Raw genomic sequence first — 18217 nt, forward strand, 5'->3', positions numbered from 1 at the left:
CGGGGCAGGGCTGGGGTTAAGGCCTGCCGAGAGGCGGTCCGGGCGTTCTTTGCCCGGGCCGCCTTCAGCATTTGTAAGGAAAAACACATGAATTCCTTTGTTTCCAGCACGGCGATCGCGGCAGAGCCGCAAACGGCGACCGAAGAGGTGGTGAGGCTTACCGACGTGAAGCGGCGGTTCGGAACCACTGCAGCCCTCGACGGCATTTCGCTGACGGTGAAGAGAGGCGAAATCCTCGGCATCATCGGCCGCAGCGGCGCCGGCAAATCGACGCTGATCCGATGCCTGAACGGCCTGGAGCGCGCCGATAGCGGCGAGATCCTCATCGAAGGCCGAGATATCACCGGACTTTCAGAACAGGACCTGCAGCCGCTGCGCCGCCGCATCGGCATGATCTTCCAGCATTTCAATCTGCTTTCCGCCAAAACCGTCGAGGAAAACGTCGCCCTGCCGCTGAAGATCGAGGGTCTTGCAAAGAGTGAGCGCCTGAAACGGGCGCATGAGCTGCTCGAGCTCGTCGGCCTTGCCGACAAGGCGAAGGCCTATCCCTCATCGCTGTCCGGTGGCCAGAAACAACGCGTCGGCATCGCCCGGGCGCTTGCGGCACGCCCGGCACTGCTGTTGTCCGACGAGGCGACATCGGCGCTCGATCCGGAAACGACCCGGTCGATCCTGGCATTGCTCAAGGACATCAACCGTAAGCTCGGGCTGACCATTCTGCTGATCACCCATGAGATGGAAGTGGTCCGCGGCATTGCCGATCGCGTCGCAGTCATCGATGCCGGGCGGATCGTCGAGGAAGGGCAGGTCTGGTCGATCTTCGCCAACCCGCAGGCTGACATCACCAGGAGCCTGCTCGGCGGCATCCGCCCGCAGCTTCCTGAGCATATCGCCGGCCGGCTGTCGGCTGCGGCGGGCAGCGAAGCGATCCTCAGCGTCGATCTCGCCGGCCCGCAGGCGCAGGGCGCGCTGTTTGCCGAACTCTCGGCGGCGCTGCCGCATTCCTTCCGCCTCGTCCATGGCGGCATCGACCACATCCAGAACCAGCCGGTGGCGCGGTTCTTCATCGCCGTTCCCGCGCGTGACCCCGCCCTTGCCGGAAAGGTCGAACAATTCCTGATGGCCCGGTCCGCCCGGGTGGAGGTGCTTGGTTATGACACCGATCATGCTTGAACTGCTTATTCGCTCCCTTTGGGAGACGATCCTGATGACCGTCGCCTCGGGAGTGATTTCGCTCGTCGCCGGCCTGCCGCTCGGCCTTGCTCTGGTCGCAACGGCGCGCGGCGGCATCGCCGAAAACCTCTGGATCAACCGCGTGCTCGGCAGCGTCATCAACGGCTTCCGCTCGGTGCCCTTCATCATCCTGCTGGTGGCGCTGATTCCGCTGACGCGGCTGATCGTCGGCACGGCGCTCGGCACCTGGGCGGCCATCGTGCCGCTCGCCATCGCCGCAACGCCCTATTACGCCCGCATCGCCGAAGTATCGCTGCGCGAGGTCGACCGCGGGCTGATCGATGCCGTGCGCGCCATGGGCGGCAATCGCTGGACCATCATCCGCGAGGTGCTGGTGCCTGAAGCGCTGCCAGGCATCGTCGCCGGTTTCACCGTCACGCTGGTGACGCTGATCGGCGCCTCGGCCATGGCGGGCGCGATCGGCGCCGGCGGCCTCGGTGATCTCGCCATCCGCTATGGCTATCAGCGTTTCGAAACCAGTGTGATGATCGCGGTGGTGGCCGTCCTCGTCGTGCTCGTCTGCGGCATCCAGTGGCTTGGCGACCGGCTGGTTGCCAGGCTGGACCACCGATAAATCAGCGTCGGAACTGGGCTGCGGGATGAGCGGCGGGCAACCTGCCGTTCCCGCCGCCGAAAAGTTTCTGCCGCAGCGGCCCTGCAGCATAGTCCGCCTTGAAGACGCCGCGCTCCTGCAGCACCGGGACGACCAGCTCGACGAAATCGCGCAGGCTTTCCGGCGCCACTGTCCGCGCCAGATTGAAGCCGTCGATGTCACCCTCTCCGATCCATGTCGTGAGATGATCGGCGATCTGGTCGGGCGAGCCCACCATCGGCTTCATCCGGCTGCCGAGTACCATCTGGTCGATGATGTCACGCAGCGTTACCGGCTTCGCTGCCTGTTTCGTGATGGCCGCAAGTGCGGATTGATTGGCGTTGGTCGAGCTCTGGTCGATGACGTCGTCCAATTCATACTTCGAAAAATCGATGCCTGTCGAAGCGGAGTAATGCGCAAGCGAGGCCTCGACGCTCGCATGGCGGCGGTACTCCTCCAGCTTGTCCTGGGCTTCCTTCTCCGTCCGCCCGACGACAACAGTGATCAGGCTCAGGATCTTCAATGCGTCGGCGCCGCGGCCGAATTCCTCCGCCTTCGCCCGCAGCGCATCGACGGTCGGCCTGGCCGCCTTGGGATTCGGCCCGGCGATGAAGACGCATTCGGCGTGGCGGGCGGCAAAGTCCTGCCCGCGTGCAGAGGCGCCGGCCTGAAAGAGCAGGGGCGTGCGCTGCGGTGAGGGTTCTGAGAGATGGATGCCCTCCATCCGGTAATATTTGCCGTCGTGACGGACAGTGCGCACTTTCGAGGGATCGGCATAGGTGCCGCCCGCCTTGTCGCGTAGCACTGCATCGTCGTCCCAGCTCCCTTCCCAGAGCTTGTAGAGTATTTCGAGATATTCCTCGGCCGCATCGTAGCGCGCATCATGTTCCGGCAGCTTGTCGAAACCCATGCTGCGGGCGGCACTGTCGAGATAACCGGTGACGATGTTCCAGCCGATCCGTCCCTTGGTCAGATGATCGAGCGTCGACATGCGCCGCGCCAGCAGGAAGGGTGGCTCGTAGGTGGTGTTGACGGTGACGCCGAAACCCAGATGTTTCGTGACATAGGCCATCGCCGAAATCGGGATCATCGGATCATTGACCGGGATCTGCGCGCCCGTCTCGATCACCGGCGCCGGGCTACCCTTGTAGACATCATAGACACCGACGATATCGGCCAGGAAGATGCCGTCCAGCTTGCCGCGTTCGGCGGTCTTGGCAAACTCTGTCCAGTAGTCGAGATCGGTATAATGCGCTGAGCGGTCGCGCGGATGCGTCCACAGGCCGTGGTTGATATGCCCGACGCAGTTCATGTCAAAGGCATAGATCTGCATGGTCTTCATGAGGCGGGTCCCAAAGCCGGCAATAGAAATCAAGGATTTGCCGCATTAATTATCCTAGAGCATGATGCCGAAAAGTGTGAGCGGTTTTCGGACGACATCATGCTCTAACTATATAATATAGAACAGGATTCAGATTTTGGGCCGGCTCGGCCTAAAATCATCCTGTTCGGGCTCTATCGCACGAGGAGCCGGTGAAATGGCAGGGTGGGAATGAAAAAAGCCGGAGGAACCGCATGACGAAGAAGACGCTGTCGGATTGGGCGGAGCTTGCGCAAAAGGAACTGCGCACCTCGCCCGAAACGCTGATCTGGCAGACGCCGGAAGGCATTGCCGTCAAGCCGCTCTATACGGCCGAGGATCTCGACGGCGCCGGGCATCTTGATTCGCTTCCCGGCTTCTCGCCTTTCACCCGCGGCCCGAGGGCGACGATGTATGCCGGCCGGCCCTGGACGATCCGCCAATATGCCGGCTTCTCGACGGCAGAGGAATCGAATGCCTTTTATCGCCGCAATCTGGCCGCCGGCCAGAAGGGCCTGTCGGTCGCCTTCGATCTTGCCACCCACCGCGGTTACGACAGCGATCATCCGCGCGTCGAGGGCGATGTCGGCAAGGCGGGTGTGGCAATCGACAGCGTCGAGGACATGAAGATCCTGTTCGACGGCATTCCGCTCGGCGACATGTCGGTGTCGATGACGATGAACGGTGCCGTCATCCCGATCCTTGCCTCCTTCATCGTGGCCGGCGAGGAGCAGGGCGTTCCACGGGCCGAACTTTCTGGCACCATCCAGAACGACATCCTCAAGGAGTTCATGGTCCGCAACACCTATATCTATCCGCCCGAACCATCCATGCGGATCGTTGCCGATATCATCGACTATACCGCCCGCGAGATGCCGAAGTTCAACTCCATCTCGATCTCCGGCTACCACATGCAGGAAGCCGGCGCGACGCTGGTGCAGGAACTGGCCTTCACGCTCGCCGACGGCCGCGAATATGTCCGCGCCGCCATCGCCAAAGGCCTGAGCGTCGACGAGTTCGCCGGCCGCCTGTCCTTCTTCTTCGCCATCGGCATGAACTTCTTCATGGAAGCCGCCAAGCTACGCGCCGCCCGCCTGCTCTGGACGCGGATCATGGAAGGGTTTCACCCGAAGAAACAGTCCTCGCTGATGCTGCGCACCCATTGCCAGACCTCCGGAGTCTCCCTGCAGGAACAGGACCCCTACAACAACATCATCCGCACCGCTTTCGAGGCGATGTCGGCCGTGCTCGGCGGCACGCAGTCGCTGCACACCAACTCCTTCGACGAGGCGATCGCGCTGCCGACGGAATTCTCCTCACGCATTGCCCGCAATACGCAGCTGATCCTGAGCCACGAAACCGGCGTGACAAAAGTGATCGATCCGCTCGCCGGCTCCTACTATGTCGAAAGCCTGACGGCCGAGCTTGCCGACAAGGCCTGGGCCTTGATGGAGGAGGTCGAGGCACTGGGCGGCATGACCAAGGCCGTGGCCGATGGCCTGCCGAAACGGCTGATCGAGGAAGCGGCCGCACGCCGCCAGGCGGCGGTCGACAAGGGCGAAGAGGTCATCGTCGGCGTCAACCGCTACCGGCTCGACAACGAGCAACCGATCGACATTCTGGAGATCGACAACAGCGCGGTGCGCAAAGCGCAGATCAGACGTATTGAGGAAACGAAGCGGCGGCGCGATGGCGGAGCCGTGCGCGAGACGCTGGCGGCCCTGGCGAAGATCGCACAGAACGGCAAGGGCAACCTGCTGGAAGCCGCCATCGAGGCGGCGCGCGCCCGCGCCACGGTCGGCGAGATATCGGATGCGATGCGCGCTGCCTTCGGCGATCATTCCGCCATTCCTGAAGTCATCAAGGGCGTCTATGGCGAAGCGTATGAAAATGAGCCGGAACTCGCTGTCTTGAGGACCCGCATGACCGAAGTGACGGAAGCCATGGGTCACCGGCCGAAGATCATGGTCGCCAAGCTCGGTCAGGACGGACACGACCGAGGCGCCAAGGTGATCGCCTCGGCCTTCGGCGACATCGGCTTCGACGTGCTCGCCGGTCCCCTTTTCCAGACACCGGAGGAAGCTGCCGGCGTCGCACTCAGCGAAAAGGTCAACGTCGTCGGCGTCTCGTCGCTGGCGGCCGGTCACAGGACGCTGCTGCCGCAGTTGATCGACAGGCTGAGGGAACAGGGCGGTGGTGATATCATCGTCGTCTGCGGCGGTGTTATCCCGCGGCAGGACTACGAATTCCTGCATGAACACGGCGTTGCAGCCGTGTTCGGCCCTGGGACAAACGTTCTCGAAGCGGCAAACTCCGTTCTCGACTTGCTGCAGGGCAGGCGGCGAAACCAGTAGTTTAGAGCAGACCGCGCTTTGCGAGGTTGCTCATCAGCGCCGAAATACCGAAGGTCCAGGGCGGGCATTCGGTGGAGAGCCGAACGGTGTTGACGAGCGCGCCGAGGCCCGCCGAGGAAATCTCGACGACATCACCGATCTTGTGGGTGAAGCCTTGCTTTGGCGCGTCGCGGTCCTGCGTCGGCGCAAACAGCGTGCCGAGAAAGAGCATGAAACCATCGGGATATTGGTGATGGGCGCCGACCGTCTGCTTGACGAGATCGGTCGGGTCGCGGCTGATCTTTGACATCGAACTCTTGCCGTGCAGCACGAAACCGTCCTGGCCGGTGACTTTCAGGTCAAGCTCGGCATTGCGGACGTCATCCAGGCTGTAGCCGGCATCGAACAGGCGGATGAAAGGACCGATCGAGCAGGAGGCGTTGTTGTCCTTGGCCTTGCCGAGCAGCAGTGCCGAGCGGCCCTCGACGTCGCGCAGATTGACGTCGTTGCCGAGTGCCGCCCCCTTGATCTCGCCGCGGCTATTGACCGCGAGCACGATTTCCGGCTCGGGATTGTTCCAGGTCGAGATCGGATGCAGGCCGACATCCGCACCCCAGCCGACCGAGGAGAGCACCGGCGCCTTGGTGAAGACTTCGGCGTCCGGCCCGATACCGACCTCGAGATATTGCGACCACATGCCCTCGTCGATCAGCGCCTGCTTGACCTTGGCCGCCTCCGGCGAACCGGCCTTCAGATTGGTGAGGCTGCCGCCGATCAGCGTGCTGACACGCTCGCGGATCGAGGCGGCGCGTTCCGGATTGCCGGCCGCCTTCTCCTCGATGACGCGCTCGATCATCGACTGCGCAAAGGTAACGCCGCAGGCTTTGACTGCCTGCAGGTCGACGGGCGCAAGGAGATAGGGGCGCGTTTGATCCGGAGCTCCGGTACTGTTGGCGGCGATGTCCGCCAGCGAGCCAACCGCCTTGCCACTTGCTGCACGGACGAAGCCGGCGGCATCCTGCCGCTCGAGCAGGGCGCTCAGCGTCGGCGCCTCGCGCGACGTGATGTCGACCAGCACGCCCTTGCGTGATGTCACAATGCTCGGTCCGGCAACCTCGGGATTCCAGATGCGACCGACAAAAAGACCATCCGAAGCGGCGACATCGAGAAGAGCTTGAGACATGGTGATCTTTCATCAAGACGAGCGAGAAGCGCTCTTTTTAAAATTGCGGGGTATTGCCGCCCTCCGACCCGGCGGCGACCAAAATCGATCACATTCATGAAGACGGGGCAAGATGCGTTGGGGAAAAAGACTTTTTCTCGATCGGCTCAAGCGCGGCCTTTCTCGGGAATCCAATCGCAAAACCTCACAAAATAACTATTTAGATACAAATTAACTGTTAAATTTCAAATATTTAAATACAGGCTGTGACGATTTTGCCCTCCATCTCGCCTTGACAGGAGCCGGCTTTCGTTATCTGTTTTGCCCAACATGGAGGAGGCTGGCATTAGCCGGCCGCACGAAAATCCCAGGAGGATATTGCAGCGATGTTGAGATTTGCCGTCGTCGGAATCGACCATGGGCACACGTTCGATCACGTGAAGGGATTGCTGGCCGCAGGCGGAGAGTTCGTCGGCTATTGCCCGCAGACCTCGGTGCCGGCATTGCGCGAGGCCTTTGAGAAGACCTATCCTGACGCGCCGCAGATCGACCGAGAAAAGCTGTTCGACGATCCGTCAATCGATGTCATCTGCATTTCCGCAATCCCCCGTGATCGTGCCGGACTTGCCATCCGCGCGATGAGATCGGGCAAAGACGTGATGACCGACAAACCTGGCGTGACGACCTTCGCCCAGCTCGAGGAGGTCAGGCGCACCGTTGCCGAGACCGGCAAGATCTTCTCGATCTGCTTTTCCGAACGCCACTGCGTGCGCTCCGCCGTCAAGGCCGGCAAGCTCGTCGCCGAAGGCGCGATCGGCAAGGTAATCCAGACGCTCGGTGTCGGTCCACACCGGCTGCAGCTGCCGACCCGACCGGACTGGTTCTTCGACCCGGAAGCCTTCGGTGGGATCATCGTCGATATCGCTTCACACCAGGTCGACCAGTTCCTGTTTTATACTGGCTCGACCACAGGCGAGGTCATCGCCAGCTCGATCGGCAATTTCGGCATGCCCGACAAGCCCGCCTTCGAGGATTTCGGCGAGGTGCTTCTGCGGTCCGACAAGGCGGCGGGTTATGTCCGTGTCGACTGGTTCACGCCGGAGGCGCTGCCGACCTGGGGCGACGGGCGCCTCACCATTCTCGGCACCGAAGGCTACATCGAACTGCGCAAATATATCGATATCGCCGGCCGGCCGGGCAAGGATCACCTCTTCCTGGTCAACGGCAGGGAAATGACCCATATCGATTGCAGCGGCGAAAAGCTTGATTATTTCGACGCTTTCACCGCCGACGTCGGCAACCGCACGCAGACGGCGATGACCCAGGATCACGTTTTTGAAGTCTGCCGTCTTTCGCTGGAAGCCCAGGCGAAAGCCGCGCGCATCGGCGCTCGCTGAGGAGGATATCATGACCAGGAAATTGCGCGTCGGCGTCATCGGCGCAGGCATCGCTGCGCGGCATCTGGCCGGCTTCGGCTGGAACAAGGAGCTTTTCGAAGTTCCCGTGCTCTGCTCGCTCGATGAGGAGCGCGGCAGGGCGCTGTGCGAGGAATTCGGCATTGGCGAATATACCCAGGATGCGGATTCGCTGTTTGCCCGTGACGATCTCGACATCATCGACATTTCGACGCCGCCGAGCTCACATTTCGAGTTGTGCCGCAAGGGTATCGAATCCGGCAAGCATGTGATTTGCGAGAAGCCGCTGTTCGGCTCGATCGCCGAGGTCGACGAGATGGGCCGCATTCTTGCCCGTTACCCCGGCAGAAAGCTGATGCCGATCTTCCAGTATCGCTATGGCTCCGGGCTGCAGAAACTGAAACTGCTGATCGAGCGCGGCCTTGCCGGCAAGCCGTTCCTGACGACGATCGAGACACATTGGTGGCGCGGTCCGGATTATTATGCCGTGCCGTGGCGCGGCAAATGGGCGAGCGAACTGGGCGGCGGCCTCCTCGGCCACGCCATCCACGCCCATGACATGCTGAACTATGTGCATGGCCCCTGCGCCGAGGTGTTTTCCTATGGGGCGACACTGGTCAATCCGATCGAGGTCGAGGATACGGCAGCCCTTTCGGTGAAGATGCAGAACGGCTCGCTGGCGACGCTGTCGATGACGCTTGGCTCGCGCAAGGAGATCTCGCGGCTGCGCTTCTGCTTCAACGACCTCGTCGCCGAAAGCATCATCGAACCCTATACGATGGGCCGTGATCCGTGGACGTTCGTCGCCGGGACAGAGGAACATCAGGCCCGGATCGACGAAGTGCTCGCCGCCTATGTGCCTGGCGAGGATGGCTACACCCGTCAGTTCGAGCTCTTCCACAAGGCGATCGTCGAGGACACCGGCCCACCGGTGACATTGCAGGATGCCCGCAATTCGCTGGAACTGGTAACGGCCGCTTATTTCTCGCAGCGCACCGGACAACCAACGCCGATGCCGATCGCCGCCGATCATCCGCTCTACCGCTCCTGGCTGCCGGCAGGGGAATGGCGTGCTGCGGCCACCGTCTGAACCGGGAAGGGCTTTCCCATGCTGAAATCCTTCGAGCATGTCGGCATGACGGTCAGTGACATGGACCGCACCATCGATTTCTACTGTGGCCTGCTCGGCCTCAGCCTCGTGCTGCGCAAGACGATGGCGAATGGCATGCAGGTCGCGTTCCTCGATGCGGGCGGCGGCATGCTGGAGGTCTTTGCGCCGCGCGGCGGCGCGTCGAGGGCGATCGACGTGCCTGAAGATACGGCCGGCGTCCGGCACCTCACCTTCCATTTCGACAATGTCGACGAGGCCTTCGCCCGCCTTGAACAGGCGGGCGTCGAGATCAAGGAGCGGCCGCGCTTCGCCGTCCACTCCGAGATGCTGAACAAGATCGCCTTCGTTCGCGATCCCGACGGCATCATCGTCGAGCTTGCCGAACGCTCGCAGAGCCGCCAAGGCTGACACAGGCGCCGCCGATCGCTTCGCTGCGGGCGGTCAGACCGTCCCGCAGCAGATCGATCAGGCGCCGGATGAGCTTTGCTGCCATGCAAGGCTTCCCTCAGCTCGCCAGCTTGGCGCTGATATAGTTGCGCCAACCGCCAAGCGCCGTGATTTCCTCGGCACCTTTCACCGCATGGGCCTCGCAGACGAAGCCGGAGACGCTGGAACCGTCTTCGAGCGTCAGCTTACCGATGCCGAGGGGTGCCGGAATCTTCTGGACGAACCGGCCGAAGGCATCGGCCGGCAGTGCCCAGACCTCGACCTCCAAGCCCTGACCCTTATGGCCGGGGTCGCGCAGCAGCCCTGGTTTCGCTGGCGTGGTATTGGGCAGAACGAAGAGGCGATAATCGCCGGCCGTGCGGCAGGTCTTGACCAGACGCCCGCCCGAGCCTGCCAGTTCGTGATTGAGCGGCATGCCAGTCAGATGCGCACCGACGACCGCGATCTCGATGAAACCGTCATCGCCAGGCACAACACGGCTTGCTTCGGGGATCGCAGCCTGCCGGTCGATGCCCATGCCGGAACCTGCTGCGCGGTGCAGCGCATCGGCAAGCGGCGCCAGCGCATCGTCGGTGAAGGCAGGTGCGATAACGGTAACGCCGCCCGGCAGGCCACCTTTTCCGAAGCCGGCCGGAACGGCGATCGCCGCGCAATCGAGCAGGTTGACGAAATTGGTGTAGCGGCCGAGGCGGCCGTTGAGCACGACGGGATTGGCCAGCATGTCGGCGACCGTATAGGTGGTCGGTGCGGTCGGCAGCAGAAGCACGTCGGCCTTTTCCCATTCGGCCTCGGTCTTGCGACGCAATTCTTCCAGCCGATATCGGCCGTTGAAAGCCTCGACCGCGGTCTTGCCCTTGGCGCCTTCGATAATCCCCCTGACCGTCGGGTCGAAATCGGCCGCGTTCGTGGCGAGGAAGGTCTCGACCGCCGCCAGGCGTTCGGCGACCCACGGCCCGTCATAAAGAAGGGCGGCCGCCTCGCGGAATGGCGCGTAATCGAACGCCACGATGATGGCGCCGAGCCCTCGGGCCCGCTCGATCGCCTGGTCGTAGAGCGCCTCCACCTCCTTGTCGCCGAAGAATTCCCGTTCGGCGTCGGCGAGGACGCCGATGCGCAACCCCGACACAGGCAGGTTCGCCGGCTTGGCGCGACGCGAGAAAGCATCGGCGGCATCGAAGCCTTCGGCGACCTTGCGGATCGTAACACCGTCGCCGACGGTCGCGGCAAAGATCGTGATGCAGTCGACGCTCTTGCAGGCCGGTATGGCGCCGGTATTCGGCAAGAGACCCGGCGTCGGCTTGATACCGACCAGATTGTTGAAGGCAGCCGGCACCCGGCCGGAGCCTGCCGTATCGGTGCCGAGTGCGAAGGCCGCAAGGCCGGAGGCCACCGTGACCGCCGATCCGGAGCTCGAGCCGCCGGAGATATAGGCCGCATCGAAGACCGAGCGCGGCGCGCCATAGGGCGAGCGCGTGCCGTTGAGGCCGGTCGCGAACTGATCGAGATTGGTCTTGCCGATGATGATGGCGCCGGCTGCCTTCAACCGGGCAACGACGGTGGAGTCCGCTTCCGGCCGATACGCGTAGGCCGGGCAGGCCGCTGTCGTCGGCAGGCCGGCGGCATCGATATTGTCTTTCACCGCGAAGGGAACGCCCCAGAGCGGCAGGCTGTTTGCCTCAGGCGCGCGTGCCATTAAGGCTTTCGCGGCGGCACGCAGCTCGTCATCCGGCACCGGGGTGATGAAGATTGCCGGATCTTTCGAGGCGGCACGCCGCGCGATCACCTCTTCGATGGCGTCGAGCGGCGTCAGGCCGGATTGATAGGCGGCGCGAAGGCTTGAGAGATCGAGGATGGTCGGCAGCATGTCAGCATTCCTCCAGAACGACGATGATATCGCCAGCTTTGACGTTTCTTCCCGGCCCGGCGCGCAGGTCGCGGACGCGGCCTGCCGCATGGGCGGTGACGTTGATTTCCATTTTCATCGATTCGATGATGGCGAGTGTGTCGCCGGCCGCAACCGAGGCCCCCGGCTCGACCAGCAATTTCCAGATATTGCCGGGTACGGCGCTGGCAACACCGAAACAGCCGTCGGGAATATCCCCGTCTGGACTTTCGCCCGTGCCTTCGTCGGTGACGAAGCTGTCGAGCCCGGCTTCCTTCCAACGCTGGCGCTCAGTATCGAAGGCGGCCTGCTGTGTTGCCTTGAAACGGCCGATCGACGCCGCGTTCGCCTGCAATTCCTTCTCGTAGGCGGCATAGGAGAATTCCGTCTCCTCGATCCGGATCGGATAACCCCCGTGCGGGAAGGCGGCGCGCGCCTCGGTCAGCTCCTGATTGCTGACCGGGAAGAAGCGGATCTGGTCGAAGAAGTTCAGCAGCCAAGGTTTTCCCTTGGCAAAGACCGGCGTCTCCCGCCAAGTGTTCCAGACCTGGATGGTGCGGCCAAAGAGCTGGTAGCCGCCCGGTCCCTCCATGCCATAGATGCACATATAGGCGCCGCCGATGCCGACGGCATTTTCCGGCGTCCAGGTGCGGGCCGGATTGTATTTCGTCGTCACGAGACGGTGGCGCGGATCGGTCGGGGTCGCAACCGGCGCGCCGAGATAGACATCGCCGAGTCCCAACACGAGGTAGCTGGCATCAAAGACGATGTCGCGGACGGCCTGTTCGTCGGGAAGACCGTTGATGCGGCGGATGAACTCGATGTTCGACGGGCACCAGGGCGCATTCGGGCGCACCAGCTCCTGATATTTGCGCATCGCAAGCTCCGCATCCGGATCGTTCCAGGAAAGCGGCAGGTGCACGATGCGGCTCGGCACCGTGACCTCCTGGGCTGCCGGAAGCGTGGCCTCGATCTCGCAGAGCAGCCCCAGCAGGCGCCGGCGCGTCAGCTGCGTGCCGTCATAATGGATCTGCAGCGAGCGGATGCCGGGGGTAAGGTCGACGATGCCGGGAAGGCGAGCCTCGACAACGGCCTGCATCAGCAGATGCACCCGCAGCCGAAGCGCGATATCGAGCGTCATCGGTCCATATTCGACGAGCAGGTTGTCGTCGCCCTGGCGGCGATAGACGACCGAAACCGGTCCGTCCTCGCTGGTGCCGACGATCGGCGAACCCGTCTCTTCCGCGACCCGCCGTACCGCTGGACCAGCGACCGGGTCTTCCGGCCGCACGACTGCATGAAAACGGATGCGGTCGCCGGGCTTGAACTGGCCCATCTTCCACTGCTCGTCGCGGGCAATCACCGCCGGGCAGACGAAGCCGCCAAGGCTCGGCCCGTCAGGACCGAGAATGATCGGCATGTCGCCGGTGAAATCGATTGCACCGATCGCATAGGCATTGTCGTGCAGGTTGGAGGGGTGCAGCCCCGCCTCGCCGCCATCGTGGCGCGCCCAAACCGGGGCCGGGCCGATGAGGCGAACGCCGGTGCGGGCGCTGTTGAAATGCACTTCGTAGGCCGTCGAGAACAGCGTCTCGATATCGCTGTCCACGAAGAAATCTGGCGCGCCGTGCGGGCCGTAGACCACGCCGACATCCCATTCGCGCGTCAAGGCGGCTGGCTCCGCCGCGGGTATCACCGGTTCGGCCGGCACTTGGCGGGCAAAATGCAGCACGTGCCCCGTTTTCAGCGTACCGGTGGCGTTGCCGCCGAACTGACCAAGACCGAAAGTCGCCCGCGAGCCGAGCACGACGGGTGCTGCAAAGCCGCCGGCGACGGCGAGATAGGCGCGCTGCCCCGGTCCATCGATGGTGCCGATCGATAGAATCTGACCGGCGCGGATCAGGACTGGCGCATCGTGCGGCAACTTTATGCCGTCACATGTCATCGCCATCCGGGCGCCGGCAAGCGCGATCGTCTGGTCGGCATAAAACCGCAGCGTCGGGCCGGAAACCGTCAGTTCGAGTGCCGCTGTCACGTCGGCATTGCCGACGAGGCGGTTGGCATGACGGAAGGAGCGCTCGTCCATCGGCCCGCTCGGCGGCACGCCGACATGCCAGAGGCCGAGCCGGCCCGGTAGTTCCTGAATGCTCGACTGCGCACCCGGCGCAAGCACCTCGACGACATCGGGAACGAAGGCGAAGTCACGAAGCGCCGTCGTCGCCACCTTGGCGCCGGCAAGCAGTTCGGAAGCGGCGATCGTTTTCAAATAATCGAGATTGGTCTCGATGCCTGATATCGACGTTTCGGCGAGTGCTGCCTTCAGCTTCTCGATCGCCGCCGGCCGGTCTCTCGCCGCCACGATCAGCTTGGCGAGCATCGGATCATAGAAGGGCGTGACCTCGGTTCCCGTCTCGATCCAGCCGTCGACGCGGGCATTGTTCGGGAAGACGACTTCGGTCAGCAGGCCGGCACTCGGGCGGAAATCGGCATGCGGCATCTCGGCGTAGATCCGCATCTCGATCGCCGCGCCCTTCGGCATCAGGCTTCTAGCGCCCGAGAGCACGTCCTCGCCGGCCGCCTGCCGGATCATCCATTCGACGAGGTCGATGCCGAAGACGGCTTCCGTGACGGGATGCTCGACCTGCAGGCGGGTATTGACCTCGAGGAAATAGAATTCCTCGCGCTGGGGATCATAGATGAATTCGACGGTGCCGGCCGATTCATAGGAGACCGAACTTCCCAGATCGACCGCCGCCTTGTGCAGCCGCGCCCGCGTTTCCGCGGAAAGACCGGGGGCAGGGGTTTCCTCGACGACCTTCTGGTTTCGCCGCTGGAGCGAGCAGTCGCGCTCGCCGAGCGCGATCACCCGGTCCTTGCCGTCGCCGAAGATCTGCACCTCGACATGGCGGGCTTCGGCAACGAAGCGCTCGATATAGACGCGCGCATCGCCGAAGCTGGCCCGCGCCGTCCGCTGCACGCTTTCGAAGGAGGCCTTGAGGCCTGCTGCATCGGCGCAGAGCTGCATGCCGATGCCGCCGCCGCCGGCCGTGCTTTTCAGCATGACGGGATAACCGACGGTCTCGGCGGCCGAAAGCGCCTCTTCGACGCTCTGCAAGAGATCGGTGCCGGGCAGCAGCGGCACGCCGCTCGCCTTTGCCAGTTCGCGCGCCGTGTGCTTCAGGCCGAAGGCCGACAGATGTTCCGGCCGCGGGCCGATAAAGGCGATGCCTTCGGCGGCAAGCCGCTCGGCAAAGCCGATATTCTCCGAGAGGAAGCCGTAGCCCGGGTGAACGGCCTCAGCACCCGTCGCCTTGCAGGCGGCGATGACGGCGTCCACGTTGAGATAGCTTTCGGCAGCGGGCGCCGGACCGAGGCGTATGGCCTCGTCGGCGGTCAGCGCCGGCATCGAGAACCGATCGGCATCGGAATAGACGGCGACTGAGGCGATGCCCATCCTCTTCAATGTGCGGATGACGCGGACGGCGATTTCGCCGCGGTTGGCGATCAGGACCTTGGTGAACATCGATCAGTCCTCGCCGTCCCAGATCAGCACCCGGATCGGCGTCGGATCGAAGCCGTTGCAGGGATTGTTGATCTGCGGGCAGTTGGAGATGACGCAGAGCACGTCCATCTCCGCCACCAACTCGACATAGTCACCAGGCGCGGAAATGCCGTCGACGATGGTCATCTCGCCGTTCGGCTTGATCGGCACGTTCATGAAGAAATTGATGTTCGGCACGATGTCGCGCTTGCTCATGCCGTGCTTTGTCACCTCGAGCACGAAATTGTCGCGGCAGGCATGCAGGTATTTGGTGCCGTGGCCGAAGCGCACGGTGTTGCTCTCGCAGGAGCAGGCGCCGGCGGATGTATCGTGCCGGCCGCAGCTGTCGGCCGTCATAATGAGCATGACGTTGCCTTCGTTCGAAATGATCTTCGTGCCGGTGCCGATATAGGCGCCGCCCTGCGCCCGCATCGTATCCTGGTTGGAATAACGCTCGGCAAAATCATCGGCGCGATAAAACAGCGTGTCGATCGCCTGCTGGCCGTAGCTGTCCTCGATGCGGATGGTCTGGCCCTTGCGGACGATGCCGGACCATGGCGCTTCGGCCGGGATGAAGTGGTCCTGCACGGCATTTTCGAGGCTGCGCGAAGCTGAAGTCTTGATGAAATCGGTCATCGTCATCCTCCTCAGGCCAGCATCGCGGCGTTATTCTCGAAGCCGCGAACGGCTTCGGCGGTCGCCGTGCGCGAGAGGTCGTCGACTGCAGGTGCGGGCGCGCGAAAGCGCGTGACGATGACCGGCTTCGGCGCATAGACCGGATCGGGATCGAGTGGATGCGGGCAATTCGAAAAGCCGACGATCATGTCCATCTCGGCGCGCAGTTCGGCATAATCGCCGCTGTTGGAGAGCTTGCCGCGCCACTGGAAGCCGCCGTCATCGTCGACTCGGACCGGGGCGAAGAGGTTGAGAATCCCAGGGATGTCGCGCCTGGTGAGACCAAGCTTGCCAGCGACGAGCACGAGATTGTCGCGGGTGTTGCGGGTCTTGACGCCGGGATATCTTGCAGCGTTCGAAGCTGCCGTCGAGCCGCCCATCAGGCAGTCATGGGCGCCGGAACTATCCTCGATCAGCGAGAACATCACCCGGCCCATATCCGAGAAGATGACGCGGCCCTTGCCGAGGGCGGTCGTCCACTGCACCTTGACCGTATCGACGAGATTGAGCCGCTCGCTGGTATCAGTGGCGTTCCAGGCAACGAGCGCCACGGTCGATCCGCCTTCTCCCTGATCGATGCGGAGCGCCTCGCCGCGCTTGACCGTAGTCGACCAGTACCAGCCGCCGGGGATAGTCTCCTGATGGATGATCGCAGCCGCATCGATGGCAGGCGCAGGCAGGGGGCTTGGCGCCGGCAAGGCCTTCGGGGCAAATTCCAACCCCTTCTTCTGATGTTCCTCGTAGCGCTGCCGGTTGGCGGCAATTTCTTCGGGTGAACGCCTGACATGCATCATGGTTTTTCTCCTGACGGACTGGAAGCCGGGTCGTCCCGGCGAAGGCCCAGAGAAATGACCGGGCCGTCCCGGTCGGGGCTGAAGATGGAGGGCGCGCCGGCAAGCCTCGGCGGCCAGATCGAAATATCCTTGGTGATCGTCGCGCCGTAGCGCTCCTTTTCTTCCGGGCGGTCACGCTTGCGCTCGAAGGCGACGACCCGCGTCGCCAGCGTGAAGGCCTCGCGCATGTCGTGCGTCACCATGACGACGGTCATCTGGGTTTCGTGCCAGAGCCGCTTCATCAATGTGTGGATTTCGGCGCGAATGCCGGGGTCGAGTGCGCCGAAGGGCTCGTCGAGGAGCAGCACCTTCGGTTTCATGATCAGGGCCTGCGCCAGCGCCAGCCGCTGCTGCATGCCGCCTGAAAGCTGCGCCGGATATTTGTTCTCGGCGCCGGAAAGGCCGACTTCGGCAATCAGCCGCCGGGCTTCGTCAATGGCGTTGCGACGGGCAGCGCCGAAAAGCTTGGCTTTATAGCGAGACGCTGTGAGTTCCCGCCCAAGCAGCACATTGCCGAGCACGGTCAGATGCGGGAAGACGGAGTAGCGCTGGAAGACGACGCCGCGATCCGGCCCCGGCTCCTGCGGCAGAGCTTTGCCGTCGAGCAGGATTGTCCCTCGCGTCGGCCGCTCCTGGCCGAGCAGCATGCGCAGGAACGTCGACTTGCCACAGCCGGACGGGCCGACAAGGGCGACGAAGGCGCGCGAGGCAACCGTCAGCGACACGTCCTCAAGCACGATCTGGTCGCCATACTCTTTCCAGACCTTTTCGATCACCAGTTCGCTCATGCCTGCTTCTCCAGTTCAGACCAGGGGAAGACAGCAATGCGGATGCGATCGAGGATATAATTCATGACCACGGCCAGCAGCGTGATCCAGACGACATAGGGAAAGATGATGTCCATCGAGAGATAACGGCGGACGAGGAAGATGCGGTAGCCGAGGCCGGAATCCGATGAGATCGCCTCGGCTGCGATCAGGAACAGCCAGGCCGGGCCGAGCTGAAGCCTGAGGCAGGTGATCAGCCGCGGCAGGATCTGCGGCAGCACGACGCGAAGGCCGATCTGCCAGGAGGAGCCGCCGAGCGTTTCAGCCTTGACGATCTGTTCGCGCGGCAGCTCCAGCGCCTTCAGCGCAAGGTCGCGGATCATCGTCGGCGCAACGCCAATGACGATCAGCGCGATCTTCGAGGCTTCGCCAAGACCCATGGCGATGAACAGGATCGGCAGCAGCGCCAGCGGCGGCACCATCGAGATGACGGCGACGAAGGGCGAGAGCAGGGCTCGGAGATAAGGCAGCATGCCGATCAGCATGCCGATGATAAGCGCGGTAAGCGTCGAGATGCCGAGGCCTGCGAACAGCCGGACCAGGCTCGCGCCCGTATCGGACCAGAGCAGATATTGTCCGGTGCGCGGATCGGCGATGAAGGCCAGGCGATCGATCGCATCGGCAAAACCGGCAAGACCAGGCAGCAGCTTGTCGTTGGCGTTTTCCGCCAGCCGTGCCGCCGAGCCGACCGTGTAGGCAACGATCAGCAGCACGAAGGGCAGCAGCGTCAAGGCAAGCTGCGCGCCCCGGCTCGGCCTCGTGTTGATCCAGCGCATGAGGAAAGCTCCGCTGATGAAGGTTGGGCG

At 63.3% G+C, this 18217-nt stretch carries 14 protein-coding genes; 6 read left to right on the forward strand and 8 right to left on the reverse strand.

What is annotated here, in order from left to right:
• The first annotated feature begins 87 nt into the window (after positions 1 to 87).
• On the forward strand, positions 88 to 1173 hold the full coding sequence (locus AC1ECN_RS05210; protein ID WP_130690431.1) for a methionine ABC transporter ATP-binding protein: 1086 nt from the start codon (positions 88 to 90) through the stop codon (positions 1171 to 1173).
• Positions 1154 to 1807 (forward strand): methionine ABC transporter permease, encoded by a 654-nt coding sequence (locus tag AC1ECN_RS05215; RefSeq protein ID WP_130657642.1) that lies wholly within the window; start codon positions 1154 to 1156, stop codon positions 1805 to 1807. Before AC1ECN_RS05210 ends, AC1ECN_RS05215 begins: the two co-directional genes overlap by 20 nt.
• 1 nt (position 1808) lies before the next feature.
• On the opposite strand, the gene AC1ECN_RS05220 is transcribed toward AC1ECN_RS05215, so the two are convergent.
• Positions 1809 to 3167 (reverse strand): LLM class flavin-dependent oxidoreductase, encoded by a 1359-nt coding sequence (locus AC1ECN_RS05220; RefSeq protein ID WP_130657643.1) that lies wholly within the window; start codon positions 3165 to 3167, stop codon positions 1809 to 1811.
• A gap of 233 nt (positions 3168 to 3400) precedes the next feature.
• Between AC1ECN_RS05220 and scpA the strand changes: the two genes are divergently transcribed.
• Positions 3401 to 5539, forward strand: coding sequence for a methylmalonyl-CoA mutase (gene scpA / locus AC1ECN_RS05225; RefSeq protein ID WP_130676606.1), 2139 nt, complete (start codon positions 3401 to 3403; stop codon positions 5537 to 5539).
• A 1-nt stretch (position 5540) separates the two neighbouring features.
• Here scpA and AC1ECN_RS05230 read toward each other — a convergent pair whose 3' ends face one another.
• Positions 5541 to 6701: a fumarylacetoacetate hydrolase family protein gene (locus AC1ECN_RS05230; RefSeq protein ID WP_130691977.1), complete on the reverse strand. Its 1161-nt coding sequence runs from the start codon at positions 6699 to 6701 to the stop codon at positions 5541 to 5543.
• Positions 6702 to 7066: 365 nt separating this feature from the next.
• Here AC1ECN_RS05230 and AC1ECN_RS05235 point away from each other — a divergent pair, with 365 nt between their 5' ends.
• The 3 genes from AC1ECN_RS05235 to AC1ECN_RS05245 are packed head-to-tail and all read left to right on the forward strand — an operon-like array spanning position 7067 to position 9614.
• On the forward strand, positions 7067 to 8077 hold the full coding sequence (locus AC1ECN_RS05235; protein WP_075223646.1) for a Gfo/Idh/MocA family protein: 1011 nt from the start codon (positions 7067 to 7069) through the stop codon (positions 8075 to 8077).
• 10 nt (positions 8078 to 8087) lie between these two features.
• Positions 8088 to 9185: a Gfo/Idh/MocA family protein gene (locus AC1ECN_RS05240; protein WP_130691979.1), complete on the forward strand. Its 1098-nt coding sequence runs from the start codon at positions 8088 to 8090 to the stop codon at positions 9183 to 9185.
• An 18-nt stretch (positions 9186 to 9203) separates the two neighbouring features.
• The gene (locus tag AC1ECN_RS05245; RefSeq protein ID WP_130691981.1) at positions 9204 to 9614 is read left to right on the forward strand and encodes a VOC family protein; all 411 of its coding nucleotides are present in this window, start codon (positions 9204 to 9206) and stop codon (positions 9612 to 9614) included.
• A gap of 97 nt (positions 9615 to 9711) precedes the next feature.
• On the opposite strand, the gene atzF is transcribed toward AC1ECN_RS05245, so the two are convergent.
• Genes atzF through AC1ECN_RS05275 form a run of 6 tightly spaced genes read right to left on the reverse strand, consistent with a single transcriptional unit; the run spans position 9712 to position 18187 of the window.
• Positions 9712 to 11517, reverse strand: a complete 1806-nt coding sequence (gene atzF, locus AC1ECN_RS05250; protein WP_130691983.1) for an allophanate hydrolase — start codon at positions 11515 to 11517, stop codon at positions 9712 to 9714.
• A gap of 1 nt (position 11518) precedes the next feature.
• Positions 11519 to 15058: an urea carboxylase gene (gene uca, locus AC1ECN_RS05255; RefSeq protein WP_477952374.1), complete on the reverse strand. Its 3540-nt coding sequence runs from the start codon at positions 15056 to 15058 to the stop codon at positions 11519 to 11521.
• A 3-nt stretch (positions 15059 to 15061) separates the two neighbouring features.
• Positions 15062 to 15712 carry an urea amidolyase associated protein UAAP2 gene (locus AC1ECN_RS05260; RefSeq protein ID WP_018069310.1) on the reverse strand — a complete coding sequence of 217 codons (651 nt, stop codon included), beginning with the start codon at positions 15710 to 15712 and terminating at the stop codon, positions 15062 to 15064.
• Between the two features lie 11 nt (positions 15713 to 15723).
• Complete coding sequence (locus AC1ECN_RS05265) at positions 15724 to 16545, reverse strand: urea amidolyase associated protein UAAP1 (protein WP_130792198.1); 822 nt, start codon at positions 16543 to 16545, stop codon at positions 15724 to 15726.
• The gene (locus tag AC1ECN_RS05270) at positions 16542 to 17372 is read right to left on the reverse strand and encodes an ABC transporter ATP-binding protein (RefSeq protein ID WP_130663013.1); all 831 of its coding nucleotides are present in this window, start codon (positions 17370 to 17372) and stop codon (positions 16542 to 16544) included. The genes AC1ECN_RS05265 and AC1ECN_RS05270 overlap by 4 nt, the downstream gene beginning before the upstream one ends.
• Positions 17369 to 18187: an ABC transporter permease gene (locus AC1ECN_RS05275; protein ID WP_024323449.1), complete on the reverse strand. Its 819-nt coding sequence runs from the start codon at positions 18185 to 18187 to the stop codon at positions 17369 to 17371. Before AC1ECN_RS05275 ends, AC1ECN_RS05270 begins: the two co-directional genes overlap by 4 nt.
• Positions 18188 to 18217: the final 30 nt, after the last annotated feature.

Source organism: Rhizobium sp. 01N447_2, assembly GCF_056399245.1.